Annotated in this window: 17 protein-coding genes; 8 read left to right on the forward strand and 9 right to left on the reverse strand. The window is 66.1% G+C overall.

The features are described from left to right. Positions 1–64: 64 nt before the first annotated feature. From BCO18175_RS22200 to BCO18175_RS22210, 3 genes are all read left to right on the forward strand, one after another. The gene (locus BCO18175_RS22200; protein WP_174984030.1) at positions 65–358 is read left to right on the forward strand and encodes a hypothetical protein; all 294 of its coding nucleotides are present in this window, start codon (positions 65–67) and stop codon (positions 356–358) included. A gap of 426 nt (positions 359–784) precedes the next feature. Further along, entirely contained in the window at positions 785–1,399 is a 615-nt protein-coding gene (locus tag BCO18175_RS22205) for a LysE family translocator (RefSeq protein ID WP_174984032.1), read from the forward strand. 110 nt (positions 1,400–1,509) lie between these two features. After that, positions 1,510–1,758, forward strand: a complete 249-nt coding sequence (locus BCO18175_RS22210; RefSeq protein ID WP_174917929.1) for a hypothetical protein — start codon at positions 1,510–1,512, stop codon at positions 1,756–1,758. A 60-nt stretch (positions 1,759–1,818) separates the two neighbouring features. On the opposite strand, the gene BCO18175_RS22215 is transcribed toward BCO18175_RS22210, so the two are convergent. The 7 genes from BCO18175_RS22215 to pobA all read right to left on the reverse strand — a co-directional run bounded on the left by BCO18175_RS22215 (position 1,819) and on the right by pobA (position 8,852). Continuing rightward, positions 1,819–3,177: an MFS transporter gene (locus tag BCO18175_RS22215; protein ID WP_174984034.1), complete on the reverse strand. Its 1,359-nt coding sequence runs from the start codon at positions 3,175–3,177 to the stop codon at positions 1,819–1,821. A gap of 274 nt (positions 3,178–3,451) precedes the next feature. Continuing rightward, entirely contained in the window at positions 3,452–3,838 is a 387-nt protein-coding gene (pcaC, locus tag BCO18175_RS22220) for a 4-carboxymuconolactone decarboxylase (protein WP_174917931.1), read from the reverse strand. 10 nt (positions 3,839–3,848) lie between these two features. Continuing rightward, a complete protein-coding gene (gene pcaD, locus BCO18175_RS22225; protein WP_174984036.1) occupies positions 3,849–4,634 on the reverse strand; it encodes a 3-oxoadipate enol-lactonase in 786 nt (261 codons plus the stop codon). A 13-nt stretch (positions 4,635–4,647) separates the two neighbouring features. Continuing rightward, positions 4,648–6,006 carry a 3-carboxy-cis,cis-muconate cycloisomerase gene (locus tag BCO18175_RS22230; protein ID WP_174984038.1) on the reverse strand — a complete coding sequence of 453 codons (1,359 nt, stop codon included), beginning with the start codon at positions 6,004–6,006 and terminating at the stop codon, positions 4,648–4,650. Between the two features lie 88 nt (positions 6,007–6,094). Further along, positions 6,095–6,751 carry a CoA transferase subunit B gene (locus BCO18175_RS22235; protein ID WP_174984040.1) on the reverse strand — a complete coding sequence of 219 codons (657 nt, stop codon included), beginning with the start codon at positions 6,749–6,751 and terminating at the stop codon, positions 6,095–6,097. A gap of 11 nt (positions 6,752–6,762) precedes the next feature. Continuing rightward, a complete protein-coding gene (locus BCO18175_RS22240) occupies positions 6,763–7,476 on the reverse strand; it encodes a 3-oxoacid CoA-transferase subunit A (protein WP_085038225.1) in 714 nt (237 codons plus the stop codon). 143 nt (positions 7,477–7,619) lie between these two features. After that, the gene (pobA, locus tag BCO18175_RS22245) at positions 7,620–8,852 is read right to left on the reverse strand and encodes a 4-hydroxybenzoate 3-monooxygenase (protein WP_174984042.1); all 1,233 of its coding nucleotides are present in this window, start codon (positions 8,850–8,852) and stop codon (positions 7,620–7,622) included. Between the two features lie 116 nt (positions 8,853–8,968). On the opposite strand from pobA, the gene BCO18175_RS22250 reads away from it, so the two are divergent. From BCO18175_RS22250 to BCO18175_RS22260, 3 genes are all read left to right on the forward strand, one after another. Next, the gene (locus tag BCO18175_RS22250) at positions 8,969–9,895 is read left to right on the forward strand and encodes a LysR family transcriptional regulator (RefSeq protein ID WP_069250399.1); all 927 of its coding nucleotides are present in this window, start codon (positions 8,969–8,971) and stop codon (positions 9,893–9,895) included. A 118-nt stretch (positions 9,896–10,013) separates the two neighbouring features. Beyond that, on the forward strand, positions 10,014–10,646 hold the full coding sequence (gene folE / locus BCO18175_RS22255) for a GTP cyclohydrolase I FolE (protein ID WP_174984044.1): 633 nt from the start codon (positions 10,014–10,016) through the stop codon (positions 10,644–10,646). Continuing rightward, entirely contained in the window at positions 10,646–11,449 is an 804-nt protein-coding gene (locus BCO18175_RS22260; RefSeq protein WP_174984045.1) for an SDR family oxidoreductase, read from the forward strand. The genes folE and BCO18175_RS22260 overlap by 1 nt, the downstream gene beginning before the upstream one ends. Positions 11,450–11,487: 38 nt before the next feature. On the opposite strand, the gene epsC is transcribed toward BCO18175_RS22260, so the two are convergent. Both epsC and BCO18175_RS22270 read right to left on the reverse strand, forming a co-directional pair. Then, positions 11,488–12,408, reverse strand: coding sequence for a serine O-acetyltransferase EpsC (epsC, locus tag BCO18175_RS22265; protein WP_174917940.1), 921 nt, complete (start codon positions 12,406–12,408; stop codon positions 11,488–11,490). Positions 12,409–12,545: 137 nt separating this feature from the next. Continuing rightward, positions 12,546–12,779 carry a hypothetical protein gene (locus tag BCO18175_RS22270; RefSeq protein ID WP_011356723.1) on the reverse strand — a complete coding sequence of 78 codons (234 nt, stop codon included), beginning with the start codon at positions 12,777–12,779 and terminating at the stop codon, positions 12,546–12,548. Positions 12,780–13,058: 279 nt separating this feature from the next. Here BCO18175_RS22270 and BCO18175_RS22275 point away from each other — a divergent pair, with 279 nt between their 5' ends. Beyond that, complete coding sequence (locus BCO18175_RS22275) at positions 13,059–13,469, forward strand: DUF3005 domain-containing protein (RefSeq protein ID WP_174984047.1); 411 nt, start codon at positions 13,059–13,061, stop codon at positions 13,467–13,469. Positions 13,470–14,021: 552 nt separating this feature from the next. Next, a complete protein-coding gene (locus BCO18175_RS22280; RefSeq protein WP_174984049.1) occupies positions 14,022–14,489 on the forward strand; it encodes a universal stress protein in 468 nt (155 codons plus the stop codon). Positions 14,490–14,492: the final 3 nt, after the last annotated feature.

Below are 14,492 nucleotides of genomic sequence, written 5' to 3' on the forward strand. Positions count from 1 at the left end.
AATAGATGTACTACGCTGTCTCAGGGTGGGTCAGATTTAGATGAAATCGGTGGGTTAAGACTCGGTGGAAATCAACATCCCAAGACAAGTGTGGGCCGGGTTGCAAAGCAACACAAATAGCCATGGCTCACATCGCCACGATTGGTATGACAATTGGAAGCGTGTGCCGCAGAAAGGCTGCACAGAGCCTCTAGGTCTACTTCGTCAGGTCATCAAGACGATCGACAAAGCCATCCCCGGCGATTCGATCAAGTTCTCGCTAAAGCAAGATCACGACAACCTTCGACTCGGAGCGGCCGTAGAAGCCAATCTTGGCGATGCGCTCAAGTGCCACATCGACCTGCACGGGGAGGGTTAGCCGAACGAGCCGAGTAGCTTCGGCAGATGGCTTGCGCCTTGAACTAAGCATCGACCTCCCCATTGGCTTTGAGGAGACACGCCCCAGACGTGAAACGGCGATTGAGCGTCGTCAATGCGGCGACATCGATCTGACACCATCGACTAAACATTGCGTCGTAGGCCGTCACTGCCAAATATTCTCCGATCATTTTCTGCCTATCCATACGGATTACATGCCCAACGCATGAAAGGTAGCCAATTATTCAAAGACAACTTATTGAGACTGCGGACATCTTTTCTGAGAGACAACAAAACCCGTCGACACCAATCCAACCCCTTCACTCCCCCGTACCGGCATTCGTCAAACCAACTGTACCGGTACTGTACAGAAAACCGTCGCTAAACTGACCTCCATCCCAGTCCAGAACCGAATGGAGAATCCGCGATGGAATTCCTCACCCTGAGCGCGCTGCCCGCCGGCATGCTGTTCGCGCTAGTCACGTCGATCACGCCCGGCCCGAACAACACGATGCTGCTCGCGTCCGGCGTCAATTTCGGTTTCCGCCGCACGATGCCGCACCTGTTCGGAATCAGCATCGGCGTCGCGATCCTGATGCTCTGCGTCGGCTTCGGCCTCGGCGAAGCATTCAAGCGCATGCCGCTGCTGTACACGATCCTCGAAGCCGCGAGCGTCGCGTACCTGCTGTACCTCGCGTGGCGCATCGGCACGTCGGGCGAAGTGAAGGCGCACGGCGGCAAGCCGCGGCCGATGACGTTCATCGAAGCCGCCGCGTTCCAGTGGATCAATCCGAAGGCATGGATGATGGTGCTGACCGCCGCGACGACGATCCGCCTGTCCGCGGACTACGGGATGAACGCCGCGTGGATGGCCGTCGTGTTCATCCTGATCGGCTTCCCGTGCATCAGCCTGTGGGCCGCGTTCGGGCTCGGCCTGCGCCGCTTCCTGTCGAACGCCCGCGCGCTGCGCATCTTCAACGTGACGATGGCCGTACTGCTGATCCTGTCGCTGTATCCGCTGATCGCGCACCTGCTGGCGTAGTGAGCGCTCACCGCGCGCCCGTTGAGATTCGCCCGATGCAGGCGTACCCTTTTGCTACGGGCGCGCGCCACCGTTTCGCCGGTTGCGCCGCTGCTGCCGGGAGAGTGCCGATGAAGCCATTGCTGAGAGCGGGCGAACACATCGAGGGGATGCACTGGATCGCCGAGTATCACCCGCTCACGCACCAGATTCGCGTGCTGCGCGAAGACATCGAGATCGGCACCTACAGCGCGCCGCCGGCGATGTTCGGTGAAGAGGAAGAGATGGGCGCCGCGAACCTCGCCGATCATCGCAGCCGGGAGGCCGCGCTGCGCGCGTATCTGCGCAACTTCGTGAAGCAACACGACGCGGAAGAATAGCCGGCGGCCCGATGGCCGCCGTATCGGCGGGCCGGCGCATCGCACCGGCCCGCGCTTCGCTCAATGCCCGAGCGATTCGATCTTGCCTGCCGGCTGCGTCACGCCATGCGGCCGCGCCATCTGCTTGATCAGCAGCGCGACACAGGCGAGCAAGCCCGCGACGGCGATCGTGGCGAACACGCCCGCGAACGAGAAATGCCGGCGCGTCAGCTCGGCGACGAGGAACGATCCCGCAATCCCGCCGAAGCGGCCGACGCCGAGCATCCATGCGACACCCGTGCCGCGCCCTTCGGTCGGATAGAAAGCGGCGGCGAGCGCCGGCATCGACGATTGCGCGGTGTTCATCAGCACGCCGGCCACGAACACGACCAGCACGAGCAGCCCGACGTTACCGGCCGCCTGCCCGATCGCATAGACGCTCACCGCCGTCAGCGCGTAGCACACGGCGATCACGCGGTTCGCGTTGAAGCGGTCCATCAGCACGCCGCACAGCACCGCGCCCACGCCGCCGAGCGGGAACAGCGCGGAGATCAGCGTCGCGCTCTTCGGCGTCAGGCCGGCATCCTTCAGCAGGATCGGCATCCAGTTGATCGACGCGTAGAAGATCACGAGCCCCATGAAGTACGCGAGCCACAACATCACCGAGCCGACGAGGTACGAGCGCGACAGCACGACGCCGAGGCCCTTGCTGCCGGTCTGCGGCGCGGTCTCCGTCATCGCGAACGAGCCGGCGTTCAGCGCATCGCGCGAGATGCGCGCGAGCGTCGCGCGGATCTTGTCGACGGCGTGGTTATTGGCGACCATGAAGCGCACCGATTCCGGCATCTTCAGCAGCAACAGCACGCCGAGCAGCAGCGGCGTCACGCCGCCGAGGATCAGCACGCTGCGCCAGCCGAAATGCGGAATCATCCATGCAGCCAGGAACCCGCCGAACGCGGCGCCGAGCGGGAAGCCGCAGAACATCAGGTTGATCACGGTTGCACGGCGCTTGTCGGGGCAGAACTCGCCCATCATCGTGACCGCGTTCGGCATCGCCGCGCCCAGCCCGACGCCGGTGATGAAGCGCAGGATCGTCAGGTGCCCGATGGTCGTCGAGAACGCGGACATCAGGCATGCGACGCCGAACAGGAATACCGAGCCGAGCAGCAGCGAGCGGCGCCCGAGCTTGTCGGACAGCGGGCCCGACACGAGCGCGCCGCACGCGAGGCCGAACAGCGCGGCGCTCAGCACCGGCGCAAGATCAGGTTTGGTGAGGTTCCATTCGCCGAGCAGCGACGGCGCGATGAAGCCGATCGCGGCCGTATCGAAGCCGTCGAGCAGCACGATCACGAAACACATGAGGAACACGAGCCATTGAAAACCGCCGAACGGCTGCTCGTTGATGAAGGTCTGGACATCGACCACGGGTGTGCGATTCATCGCTAGTCTCCTGTGTCGATCCAAGTTAGCGCTTTAGCGCTTACTTGGATCCCATGCTTCGCGGCCGATCCAGCCGGCGCTTTAGCGCTTGCCCGGATCCCATGCAAAGCCACTATGTTTATAAGCGACGCGGCCTCGGAACCGCGTCTTGCCTTTGTTCGCGCACCGGCCATCCGGTGCGCCGCGCGCCGATACTCTGCCGGCGCGTTCATTCATCGTCGAGGCCCGCCAACCATCAGCGGGCGTCGACTCAACATCGAACTACAGCCGGCACTTAACCGGCCACATCCTGTTCCTTGAAGATCTTGTCCGCGAGATGGAACGCGGAATTCGCGGCCGGCACGCCGCAATAGATCGCGGTCTGCAGCAGCACTTCCTTGATCTCGTCGCGCGTCACGCCGTTGTTGCGCGCGGCCCGCAGGTGCAGCGCCAGCTCCTCGCCGCGGTTCAGCGCCACCATCATCGCGATGGTCAGCAGGCTGCGCGTATGGCGCGGCAGGCCGTCGCGCGTCCAGATCTCGCCCCATGCATAGCGCGTGATCAGGTTCTGGAATTCGTCGGTCACCTCGGTGCGGTTCTCGATCGAACGGTCGACGTGCGCGTCGCCGAGCACCGCGCGACGCACCTTCATCCCTGCTTCGTAACGTTCCTGGTCATCCATCGCCGGTGCCTCACGCGGTCAGGAAATCGAGCAGCGCGCGGTTGAAGCCGTCGGTGCACTCGATGTTCGAAATATGCGCGGCGTCGAATTCGACGTGCTGCGCACCCGGAATCGCGGCGGCAAGCGCGCGGCCCTGGTCGGGCGGCGTCGACATGTCCTTCGCACCGGTCACGACGAGCACCGGCAGCGCGATGCCTTTCACTTCCTCGCGCAGGTCGGCTGCGTTCAGCGCGTCGCAGTTCGCCGCATAGCCGTCCTTGTCGGTATGCACGAAGGTGTCGCGGATCGCGTCGAACAGGCGCGGCTCACGTTCGACGAACACGTCCGTGAACCAGCGCGGCAGCACGGCGTCGGCGAGCGCGGCCATCCCTTCGGCACGCGCCTTCTGCGCACGCGGCGCCCACACTTCCGGCGAACCGATCTTCGCGGCGGTGTTCGACAGCACGGCGCGAACGATACGCGACGGGAAGCGTGCGGCGAGCGCCGCACCCGTCAGCCCGCCCATCGAGATCCCGCAGAAATGCGCGCGCGCGATGCCGACGTGGTCGAGCAGGCCGATCACGTCGCCGGCGAGCTGCTCGATCGTGTACGAACCGGCCGGCGCATCGGAATGGCCGTGGCCGCGCGTGTCGTAGCGCAGGATGTTGAAGTGCTGCGTGAGCGGGCGGATCTGCGGCGCCCACATCTGCAGGTCGGCGCCGAGCGAGTTCGAGAAGACGAGCCACGGCGCGTCGTCGCGCGCGGCACGGTCGATCCGGTAATGCAGTTTCACGCCGTTGACAGTGGCGAAAGGCATCTTGTTCTCCTGGTTATTGCGCGCCCGCGTGCAGCGCGAGCACGGCGTCGACATAGGCCTGCGCCTCGCCGACGTAATGAGCGGGATCGAGCAGCCGCGCGAGCGCGTCGCGCGACAGGTGCGCCGATACGGTCGCATCGGCAGCGAGCACGTCGAACAGCGTCGCGCCCGTGCGCACGGCTTCCTTCGACGCATGTTCGACGACGTGATGCGCGTCGAGCCGGCCGATCTTGTCGCCGAGCGCGAGCATCACCGCTTCGCCGAGAATCAGCCCGCGCGTCAGGTCGAGGTTCGCGGCCAGGCGTTCGGTGTTCACGTCGAGGCCCGCGACGATCTGCGCGATCTGCGCGAGCGCGCCGCCGGTCAGGCGCGCGAGATCGGGCAGCGCATCCCATTCGGCCTGCCAGCCGCCGAGTGCGCGTTCATGTTCCTGGACCATGCCCGCAAACACGGTCGCGACGAGGTTCGGCGCGCGTACGGCGGCGGTAAGCACCGCCGCGCAGCCGACCGGGTTGCGCTTGTGCGGCATCGTCGACGAGCCGCCCTTGCCGGCGGCGGCCGGTTCGCCGAGCTCGCCGACTTCGGTCTGCATCTGCAGCGACACGTCGCGCGCGATCTTGCCGAGCGTACCCGTCAGCATCCCGAAGCAGGACGCGGCTTCCGCAATGCGGTCGCGCTGTGTGTGCCACGGCACGGCCGGTACCGCGAGCTTGAGGTCTGCCGCAAGCGCGGCCGTGACGCCGGCCGCGTGCTCGCGCAGGCTCGCGAGCGTGCCGGCCGCGCCGCCGAACTGCAGCACGAGGGTACGCTCGCGCAATTCGGCGAAGCGCGCGCGATGGCGCAGCAACGCGTCGAGCCATTGCGCGAATTTCAGGCCGAGCGTGATCGGCAGCGCCTGCTGCAGCCACGTGCGGCCGATCATCGGCGTCGCACGATGCGCGCGCGCGAGCGTCGCAAGCGACGCGCACGCTTCGTCGAGCATCGGCTCGAGCACGTCGAGCGTGTCGCGCAACTGCAGCACGGTGGCGGTATCGATGATGTCCTGGCTCGTCGCCCCCCAGTGCACGAACTTCGCTGCCTCGGGGTCGTCGGCCTTCACCTGCGCGGTGAGCTGCTTGACGAGCGGAATCGCGAGATTGCCGCCGAGCGCCGCGCCGTGTGCGAGTGCCTCGGCGTCGAGCCGGCTTGCATCGCACGCGCGTTCGATCGGCGCGACCGCGGCGGCGGGAATCACCTGCTGCGCGGCAAGCGCACGCGCGAGCGCGGCCTCGACGTCGAGCATCCGCTGAATCGTCGCGCGGGGCGACCAGATCCGGTTGAGCGGCTCGGTGCCGCAGATGAGGGAGGTCAGGCGGGCGCTGTCTTCGAGCATGGCATCAGATTGGGGAAACGGCGTGCGCCTATTGTCCACCCAAGCGCGCCGGCATGCGCGCAAGCGCACGCGCCGGCACGCTCGCGGTTCAGGCAGCGGCCTTTTGCGTCGCGTCGATCAGCGGCACACCGGTCAGCTTCTGCAGTTCATCGAACGACAGGTCGGTGAAGATCTCGCTCACCGCGAGGCCGTCGGTCGTCACGTCGAGCACGGCGAGATCCGTATAGATGCGGCTCACGCACTGCACGCCGGTGACCGGATACGAGCACTGCGCGACGATCTTGCTCTCGCCCTGCTTCGTCAGGTGCTCCATCATCACGAACACCTGCTTCGCGCCGATCGCGAGATCCATCGCGCCGCCGACGGCCGGAATCGCATCGGGCGCGCCCGTATGCCAGTTCGCGAGGTCGCCGGTCGCGGACACCTGGAACGCGCCGAGCACGCAGTAGTCGAGGTGGCCGCCGCGCATCATCGCGAACGAATCCGCGTGGTGGAAATACGCGCCGCCGGTGAGCAGCGTCACGTGCTGCTTGCCGGCGTTGATCAGTTCGTCGTCTTCCTCGCCGGGCGCGGGCGCGGGGCCCATGCCGAGCAGCCCGTTCTCGCTGTGCAGGAAGATTTCCTTGCTCGGGTCGAGGTGATTCGCCACCAGCGTCGGCACGCCGATGCCGAGGTTCACGTACGCGCCTTCGGGGATGTCCTGGGCGACGCGCTTGGCCATTTCATCGCGGGTCAGTCGTTTCATGTCGGGTCTCCTCAGGCGGCTTGCGATGCGTGTTCGGCGGCCAGCTCGGCCGCGTGCGCGGCCTGCGGCACCTCGACGACGCGCTGGACGAAAATGCCCGGCGTCACGATGTGTTCCGGGTTCAGCGCGCCGAGCGGCACGACTTCCGACACCTGCACGATCGCGACCTTCGCGGCGCTGGCCATGATCGGCCCGAAGTTGCGCGCGGTCTTGCGATACACGAGATTGCCCCAGCGATCGCCCTTGTACGCCTTCACGAGCGCGAAATCGGCGTGGATCGGCGTCTCGAACACATACGGCTTGCCGTCGATCACGCGCGTTTCCTTGCCTTCCGCGAGCTTGGTGCCGTAGCCGGTCGGCGTGAAGAAGCCGCCGATGCCGGCGCCCGCCGCGCGGATACGCTCCGCGAGGTTGCCCTGCGGCACGAGCTCCAGCTCGATCTCGCCGGCGCGGTAAAGGCCGTCGAACACCTGCGAGTCGCTCTGGCGCGGGAACGAGCAGATGATCTTGCGTACCTGCTTCGCCTTAAGCAGCGCCGCGAGGCCCGTCTCGCCGTTGCCTGCGTTGTTGTTGACGATCGTCAGGTCGCGCGCGCCCTGTTCGATCAGCGCGTCGATCAGCTCGGACGGCATGCCTGCCGTGCCGAAGCCGCCGATCATGATTGTCGCGCCGTCGTGGATGTCGGCCACCGCCGACTGAAGCGATTCGAAAATCTTGTTGACCATGTCTCTTCCTGATACGAACCCGCGGCTCGATGCGCGGCCTGTCGAGGGGACACGCGCGTGCCGCGTGCCGCGCCGGGGCCGATATCGACTCCGGTATTTGTTCGCTATTCGAACCTAGATTCGATTAGCGAACGATGGGCCGATCATAGAGTCGCGCACAGCGCGTTGTCAAGGCGGGTTCCCTCGGGGGCCGCTGCGTCGTCGAACGGCAGCCCGACGTAGTTTTCGGCGAGCGACTGCGCGGCGGCCCGCGAGCGCGTCACGTATTTCAGCTCGGCAAACTTCAGGCGATTGACGAACGGCGAGTCTTCCGGCGACGAATGCAGCATGTTCGTCATGAAGTACGAGAAGTGCTCGGCGCGCCACACACGCTCGAGGCAGGTCGCCGAATACGTGTCGAGCAGCGTCGCGTCACCGTTGCGGTAGCGCGCACCGAGCGCGCGGGACAGCGCACGGACGTCGGCCACCGCCAGGTTCATCCCCTTCGCGCCGGTCGGCGGCACGATGTGCGCGGCATCGCCGGCGAGGAACAGGCGCCCGTGCTGCATCGTCTCGGACACGAAGCTGCGCATCGGCGTCACGCTTTTCTGCGTAATCTGGCCCTCGGTCGGCGTCCAGCCGGTGTCGTTCGAGAAGCGCGTGTGCAATTCGTCCCAGATCCGCGTGTCGGACCATTCGGTCAGGTCTTCGTCGGGTTTGCATTGCAGGTACAGGCGCGTGACCGTCGGCGAGCGCATCGAGAACAGCGCGAAGCCGTTGTCGTGATGCGCGTAGACAAGTTCGTCGAGCGACGGCGCCGCGTCGGCGAGGATGCCGAGCCATGCGAACGGGTACACGCGCTCGAACGTGTTCAGCCGCTCGGCCGGAATCGTCTGGCGCGCGATGCCGTGGAAGCCGTCGCAGCCGGCGATGTAGTCGCAGTCGATGCGATCTTCGCGACCGTCGGCATGCTTGAACGTGACGAACGGGTGCTCGCCTTCGACGTCGTGCAGCGCGACGTCGCTCACTTCGAAGTGCATCGCGTGGCCGTGCTCGACGCCGGCCGCGATCAGGTCACGCACCACTTCGTGCTGGCTATAGACGGTGATCGCGCGTCCGCCGGTGAGCGCGGACAGGTCGATGCGATGGCGCTGGCCCGAGAACAGCAGCTCGATGCCGTGGTGTTCGAGCCCTTCGCGGCGCATCCGGTCGCCGAGGCCGGCTTCGTTCAGCGTGTCGACCGTGCCCTGCTCCAGCACGCCGGCGCGGATGCGGTTCTCGCAGTATTCGCGCGAACGCGCTTCGACGAGGATGGAATCGACGCCTTGCAGGCGCAGCAGATGGGAAAGCAAAAGGCCGGACGGACCGGCGCCGATGATGGCGACCTGGGTGCGCATTGTTCGTCTCCTGAACATTAATTCGAATCGTCGAACACATTTGAGCGCTTTCCCGACTATGCGGCAACGCGATTCAGGAGATATGTTGTATACGTTTTGACGATACTGGCCTGGCGATGGACGCGCTCGATCTGAACCTCATTCCCTACCTCGTCGCGCTCGACGACACGCGCAACGTGAGCCGCGCGGGCGACCTGCTCGGCGTCAGCCAGCCGCGCGTGAGCACGGCGCTCGGCCGCCTGCGCGAGTACTTCGGCGATCCGCTGTTCGTGCGCACGTCGCGCGGGATGGAGCCGACACCGCGTGCGCTCGCGCTGCTGCCGGCCGCCCGCGACGCGCTCGCGCAGATCGAGCGCGGCCTCGTCGCGCCGCACGACTTCGACCCGGCCGCGAGCACGCATACGTTCTCGATCGCGCTGTCCGACGTCGGCGAGATCGTGTTCCTGCCGAAGCTGCTGCAGGCGTTCGCGACGCGCGCGCCGCACGCGAACCTGCGTTCGGTCTCGCTCGCGCACGACGAAGTCGGTCGCGGCCTCGAAGCCGGGTCGATCGATCTCGCGGTCGGCTACTTCCCCGATCTCGACGGCAACAACTTCTTCCAGCAACGGTTGTTCACGCACCGGTTCGTGTGCCTGATGCGGCGCGGCCATCCGTTCGAACAGGCGCCGCCGTTCACGGTCGAGCAGTTCCTCACGTGCGGGCACGCGGTGGTGCGCGCCGAAGGCCGCAGCCAGGAGGTGCTCGAGAAATATCTCGCGAAGCAGCGCATGCAGCGCCGCGCGGTGCTCGAGACGCCCCACTTCATGAGCCTGCCGTTCATCCTGAGCCGCACCGACCTGATCGCGACGGTGCCGCATGCGATCGGCTATGCGTATGCGGCCGAGCATGCGTTCATCGTGCCCGTCGAGCCGCCGCTCGCGCTGCCGCGCTTCGACCTGAAGCAGCACTGGCATCGCAAGTACCACAACGATCCGCGCACCGCGTGGCTGCGCGGCGTGGTCGCGTCGCTGTTCAACGACGAGCAGGACGAATGGCCGAAGTGAGTGCCAGGGCCCGTTCGCGCCAAGGTCTGGCCCCGGGCCTCGCACGCGACCCGCGAAAGCATGAAACAATGCCCGGATTCCGCGCCGCCCCGGCGGCGGCATTCGATGGAGCAGATAGATGGGTAAAAAGAAGTCCGCACGGCCCGAGCCGACCGCATCCCGCCCGAGCCGTGAAGAAGCAGAAGACGCAGTCCGCGTGCTGTTGCGCTGGGCCGGCGACGATCCCGCGCGCGAAGGCCTGATCGACACGCCCGCACGCGTCGTGCGCGCCTATGAGCAGTTCTTCGCCGGCTATGCGCTGGAGCCGCGCGACATCCTCGCGCGCACGTTCAGCGAAGTCGACGGCTACGACGAAATGATCGTGTTGAAGGACATCCGCTTCGAGAGCTACTGCGAGCACCACATGGTGCCGATCATCGGCCGCGCGCACGTCGCGTATCTGCCGAACCATCGCGTGGTCGGCATCTCGAAGCTCGCGCGCCTCGTCGACGCGTTCGCGAAGCGCCTGCAGATCCAGGAAAAGATGACCGTGCAGATCGCCGACACGCTGTTCGACGTGCTGCAGCCGAAGGGCGTCGGCGTGATCCTCGAAGCCGCGCACCAGTGCATCTCGACGCGCGGCGTGCACAAGCCGGGGGTCGAGATGGTCACGTCGCGCATGCTCGGCACGTTCCGCACCGATCCGTCGACGCGGCGCGAATTCCTGTCGATCGTCGCGAATCCTTCCTCGGTCAATCTGACGAACACGTAATGGCGCAGACGAAGCAAACGGCGCACGCGCCCGTCGTGCTGGTGACCGGCGCCGCGCGCCGGGCCGGGCGCGCGTTCGCCGAGTATTTCGCCGCGCACGGCTACCGCACCGCGGTGCATTACGACCGTTCGGCCGATGCCGCGCAGGCAGCCGCCCGCGCGATCGCCGAACGCGGGCACGATTCGGTGGCGTTGCAGGCCGACCTGTCGGACGCCGCGCAGATCACCGCGCTGATCGACCAGGTGTACGCGCGCTTCGGGCGCCTCGACGTCCTCGTCAACAATGCGTCGGTATTCTGGCAGGATCATTTCCCGAGCTTCGACCTCGCGGCATTCGACCAGGCGTGGGCCGTCAACTGCCGCGCGCCGATCCTGCTCACGCGCGCGTTCTACGAACGGGCCCGTGCGGCCGGCACGCAGGGTGTCGTCGTGAATGTGGTCGACCAGAAGATCAAGGAAAACTTTCACCGCGATCATTTCAGTTACACGGTCGCGAAGGCCGCGCTCGGCAACCTCACGCAGATGCTCGCGCTGTCGTCCGCGCCGGTGTTGCGCGTGAATGCGGTGTTCCCCGGCCTGATGCTGCCGAGCGACGACCAGACGCAGGCCGACTTCGAGCACGCGAGCCGCGCATCGACGCCGCTCGCGCGCATCGCGGGCCCCGACGACGTCGCGAGCGCGATCCTGATGCTGACCGGCAATGCGTACAACGGTGTGGATTTCGTCGTCGATGCGGGGCAGAACCTGATCCGCGTCGACCAGGACGTGCTGTACAAGCACCGCGCGCCCGACGGCAAGCACTGACCGACGCGCGCGGCGGCGGCCGGCGGCCGCGCGCCGCGTTACGGCTTCTCGGCGCTCCCGCCTTCGCGCACCTTGCCCTGTGCGACGCTCGTGCCGGGCGGCACGCTGTGCGTGAGCCACACGTTGCCGCCGATCACCGAACCGCGCCCGATCGTCACGCGGCCGAGAATCGTCGCGCCCGCGTAGATCACCACGTCGTCCTCGACGATCGGGTGCCGGGCATTGCCCTTGACCAGCGCACCTTCGCCATCGGCCGGGAAGCTCTTCGCGCCGAGCGTGACGGCCTGGTACACGCGCACGCGCTCGCCGATGATCGCCGTCTCTCCGATCACGACGCCCGTGCCGTGGTCGATGAAGAAGCTCGGGCCGATCTGCGCGCCCGGGTGGATGTCGATGCCGGTAGCCGAGTGGGCGATTTCATTGATGAACCGGGCCAGCAGCGGCACACCAAGCCGGTGCAGCGCATGCGCGAGCCGGTGATGCATCATCGCCAGCACGCCGGGGTAGCACAGCAGGATCTCGGTGATGTGCTGCGCGGCCGGATCGCCCGCATACGCGGCCTGGATATCGCTGACGAGCAGCGCACGGACCGCCGGCAACTGCCGGCCGAATTCGCGCGCGATCTCGAACGCGCGTTCGTCGAGTTCGGCGAACGGCGTATCGGCGTGCTCGGGCAGGAACGGCAGCGCACGGCGGATCTGTTCGGACAAAATGCGCAGCGTGCTTTCGAGCGTGTGGCCGACGTAGAAATCGACGCTTTCGTCGGTCAGATCCGGTGCGCCGTAGTGCGTCGGAAACATCGACGCGCGCAGGCCGGTCACAATCTTGCAGATTGCATCGCGCGACGGCAGTTCGCGGATGCCGCGCGGATGGCGCGTGCGATGGAGTTCCTCGCGCGACTCGCGCAAGCCGGCGACGATTTCTTCAAGGCCCCACTGACGGGCGGGTGATGTCGACATATGCCAATGCAGGCGGCCGCGCTCGGTCGCACGGCCGCTAATAAAGTGACGGGTTCCGCAAGATTACCGCGTTTTTTGTCCGGGAGCGGCACGCCGGGGCTCGACCGGACGGCCGATGGTGCCGAATCGCGGCGGCGTCAGATCGTGATGCTGCTCGCGTCGATCCAACGCACGGCCCAGTCGCGCGCGTGCGCGATTGCGTCGCCTTCGTCGTTGAACTGGAGCTCGATCGGAAAAAATCGGTTCGCAACGAGCTCCCCGTCGCTCGATCGGGAGATCACGACGTAGGGCTTGAATGAACCGTCACTGGCGCGCGCGGGCGCGCAGTTCAACAGATAACCGCGGTGCGTGAAGGCAGTAGTCGCTTGCATGAATCCGCCACCTCTAGTCCCTTGCTTTGTTGTTCACTACCCGTCTTTAAGGGTGCTGCGGCGCCCCCGGCGCGGGCAGAGGCGGCGCGACCGAATCCCCTGTCGCCGCTTCGCAGGAAAAGAATCATACTCTGTAGAAAACGCGTCTTCTAGCTGAAATAAATCACGACAAATCAGTGCGCGTCGCGCGACCGCGGCGATCGCCCGCGCGCCTTTTCCCGTCATGCCCGGAACGGGATTTGCTTCGATCCGGAACGCTTCGCCGCGAGGAGAGCCGCGATGGAATCATCCGGTCAAACCGATCGTTCGCGTCCGCGCAGCATCGAGCTCGACAACGACGACACGCACGACAGCACGGTCGACACCGACGGCAAGAACCGCGAGGCGTCGCGCCTCGCCGGCGGCGGGCCGATCTCGCCCGACCAGATCACGGGCAGCAACGCGTCGCTCGTCAACGCGATGCCGGAAGCCGGCGACGGCTTCGCCGGTTTCGACAGCCGCCCCGGCGGCAATCATCCGGCGTTCGCGCTGCGCGCCGGCTACATGGTGATCGAGAAGGGCTTCGACGCACCGTCACCCGTCAGCGATGCGCAGCTCGGCCCCGTTCACCGGATGTACGGCAGCGCGTACTGGCCCGGCCACCAGCGGCGGCCGGAGCGCATATTCGAGCTGACGGCCGTTCCGAGATAGCCTGCGCGGCGTTTGAATCGATCGTTCGTTTGCGAACCGGCATCGGTCGACGGCCGATGGCTGGGGATCGGCGTGCGCGACTACCGTACGCCGACCGTGCACCGATCACTGCGCGATGCAAAAGCGAACGATTCCGCGCAACGGCACCGGCGGTTTCGTTCATGCCGTGAATCGCAGCGACGCACATGCGTTGATCGAGGTCATGTCGAATCGGCTCGATTACGATTGAATGGTGATACGGGCGATGCATCCGCGTGACCGTCGCGCCGTGTCGATGCGATCGGTGCGCACCGCGATGCGCGTGTATGTGCCACACGCGACACCGCTGCTCGCGCATGCCTTCCCGCCAACGATGCGAACGGCGGCGGCGACCATACCGCACGACACACGTCGCGCGGCGCGGCGCGGCATGCGCCACGTGCATGGCACACGCCGCCGGCACCTCACTGCAAAGTCCCGGCCATTGGTTTACTCTGCCTCGCAGCATTGCGCATTGCCCAGCCCGATCGGCCATCCGGCCGACTTCGTTTCAACCCGCCACTCGGAGACACTATGTACAAGCGTATTCTGGTTGCCGTCGACGGCAGCGACACGTCCCGCCATGCGTTCGATGCCGCGCTGGCGCTCGCGAAATCGCACGGCGCCGAGCTGCAACCGTTCTACGTCGTCGAGAACGCCGCGATCTACTACAACGTGCCCGGCTACGATCCGTCCGTGCTGCGCGACCAGCTCGTCGCGCAGGGCAACGCACTCGCGAAGGATTTCACCGTGCTGATGCAGGCAGCGGGCGTGAAAGGCGAGACGAAGCTGAGCGAAGCGACATCGCTCAACGACGTATCGTCGCTGATCCTCGACGGCGCGAAAGCGTTCGATGCCGATCTCCTCGTACTCGGCACGCACGGCCGCCGCGGGTTCCGCCGTCTCGTGCTCGGCAGCATCGCCGAACAATGCGTGCGCCATGCGACGTTGCCCGTGCTGCTGATTCCGGCGGCCGCCAACGTCGACGAACCGGCCGCGTAAGCC

It is taken from the genome of Burkholderia lata (genome assembly GCF_902499335.1).
GTDB classification, from domain to species: domain Bacteria; phylum Pseudomonadota; class Gammaproteobacteria; order Burkholderiales; family Burkholderiaceae; genus Burkholderia; species Burkholderia lata_B.

Coding starts and splice junctions, on each gene's coding strand:
- BCO18175_RS22260 (WP_174984045.1), top strand. CDS start 10,646: ATGGCGCAGACGAAGCAAACGGCGCACGCGCCCGTCGTGCTGGTGACC.
- BCO18175_RS22250 (WP_069250399.1), top strand. CDS start 8,969: ATGGACGCGCTCGATCTGAACCTCATTCCCTACCTCGTCGCGCTCGAC.
- BCO18175_RS22235 (WP_174984040.1), bottom strand. CDS start 6,751: ATGAAACGACTGACCCGCGATGAAATGGCCAAGCGCGTCGCCCAGGAC.
- BCO18175_RS22280 (WP_174984049.1), top strand. CDS start 14,022: ATGTACAAGCGTATTCTGGTTGCCGTCGACGGCAGCGACACGTCCCGC.
- BCO18175_RS22230 (WP_174984038.1), bottom strand. CDS start 6,006: ATGCTCGAAGACAGCGCCCGCCTGACCTCCCTCATCTGCGGCACCGAG.
- folE (WP_174984044.1), top strand. CDS start 10,014: ATGGGTAAAAAGAAGTCCGCACGGCCCGAGCCGACCGCATCCCGCCCG.
- BCO18175_RS22240 (WP_085038225.1), bottom strand. CDS start 7,476: ATGGTCAACAAGATTTTCGAATCGCTTCAGTCGGCGGTGGCCGACATC.
- pcaC (WP_174917931.1), bottom strand. CDS start 3,838: ATGGATGACCAGGAACGTTACGAAGCAGGGATGAAGGTGCGTCGCGCG.
- BCO18175_RS22205 (WP_174984032.1), top strand. CDS start 785: ATGGAATTCCTCACCCTGAGCGCGCTGCCCGCCGGCATGCTGTTCGCG.
- BCO18175_RS22215 (WP_174984034.1), bottom strand. CDS start 3,177: ATGAATCGCACACCCGTGGTCGATGTCCAGACCTTCATCAACGAGCAG.
- pobA (WP_174984042.1), bottom strand. CDS start 8,852: ATGCGCACCCAGGTCGCCATCATCGGCGCCGGTCCGTCCGGCCTTTTG.
- BCO18175_RS22275 (WP_174984047.1), top strand. CDS start 13,059: ATGGAATCATCCGGTCAAACCGATCGTTCGCGTCCGCGCAGCATCGAG.
- epsC (WP_174917940.1), bottom strand. CDS start 12,408: ATGTCGACATCACCCGCCCGTCAGTGGGGCCTTGAAGAAATCGTCGCC.
- BCO18175_RS22270 (WP_011356723.1), bottom strand. CDS start 12,779: ATGCAAGCGACTACTGCCTTCACGCACCGCGGTTATCTGTTGAACTGC.
- pcaD (WP_174984036.1), bottom strand. CDS start 4,634: ATGCCTTTCGCCACTGTCAACGGCGTGAAACTGCATTACCGGATCGAC.
- BCO18175_RS22210 (WP_174917929.1), top strand. CDS start 1,510: ATGAAGCCATTGCTGAGAGCGGGCGAACACATCGAGGGGATGCACTGG.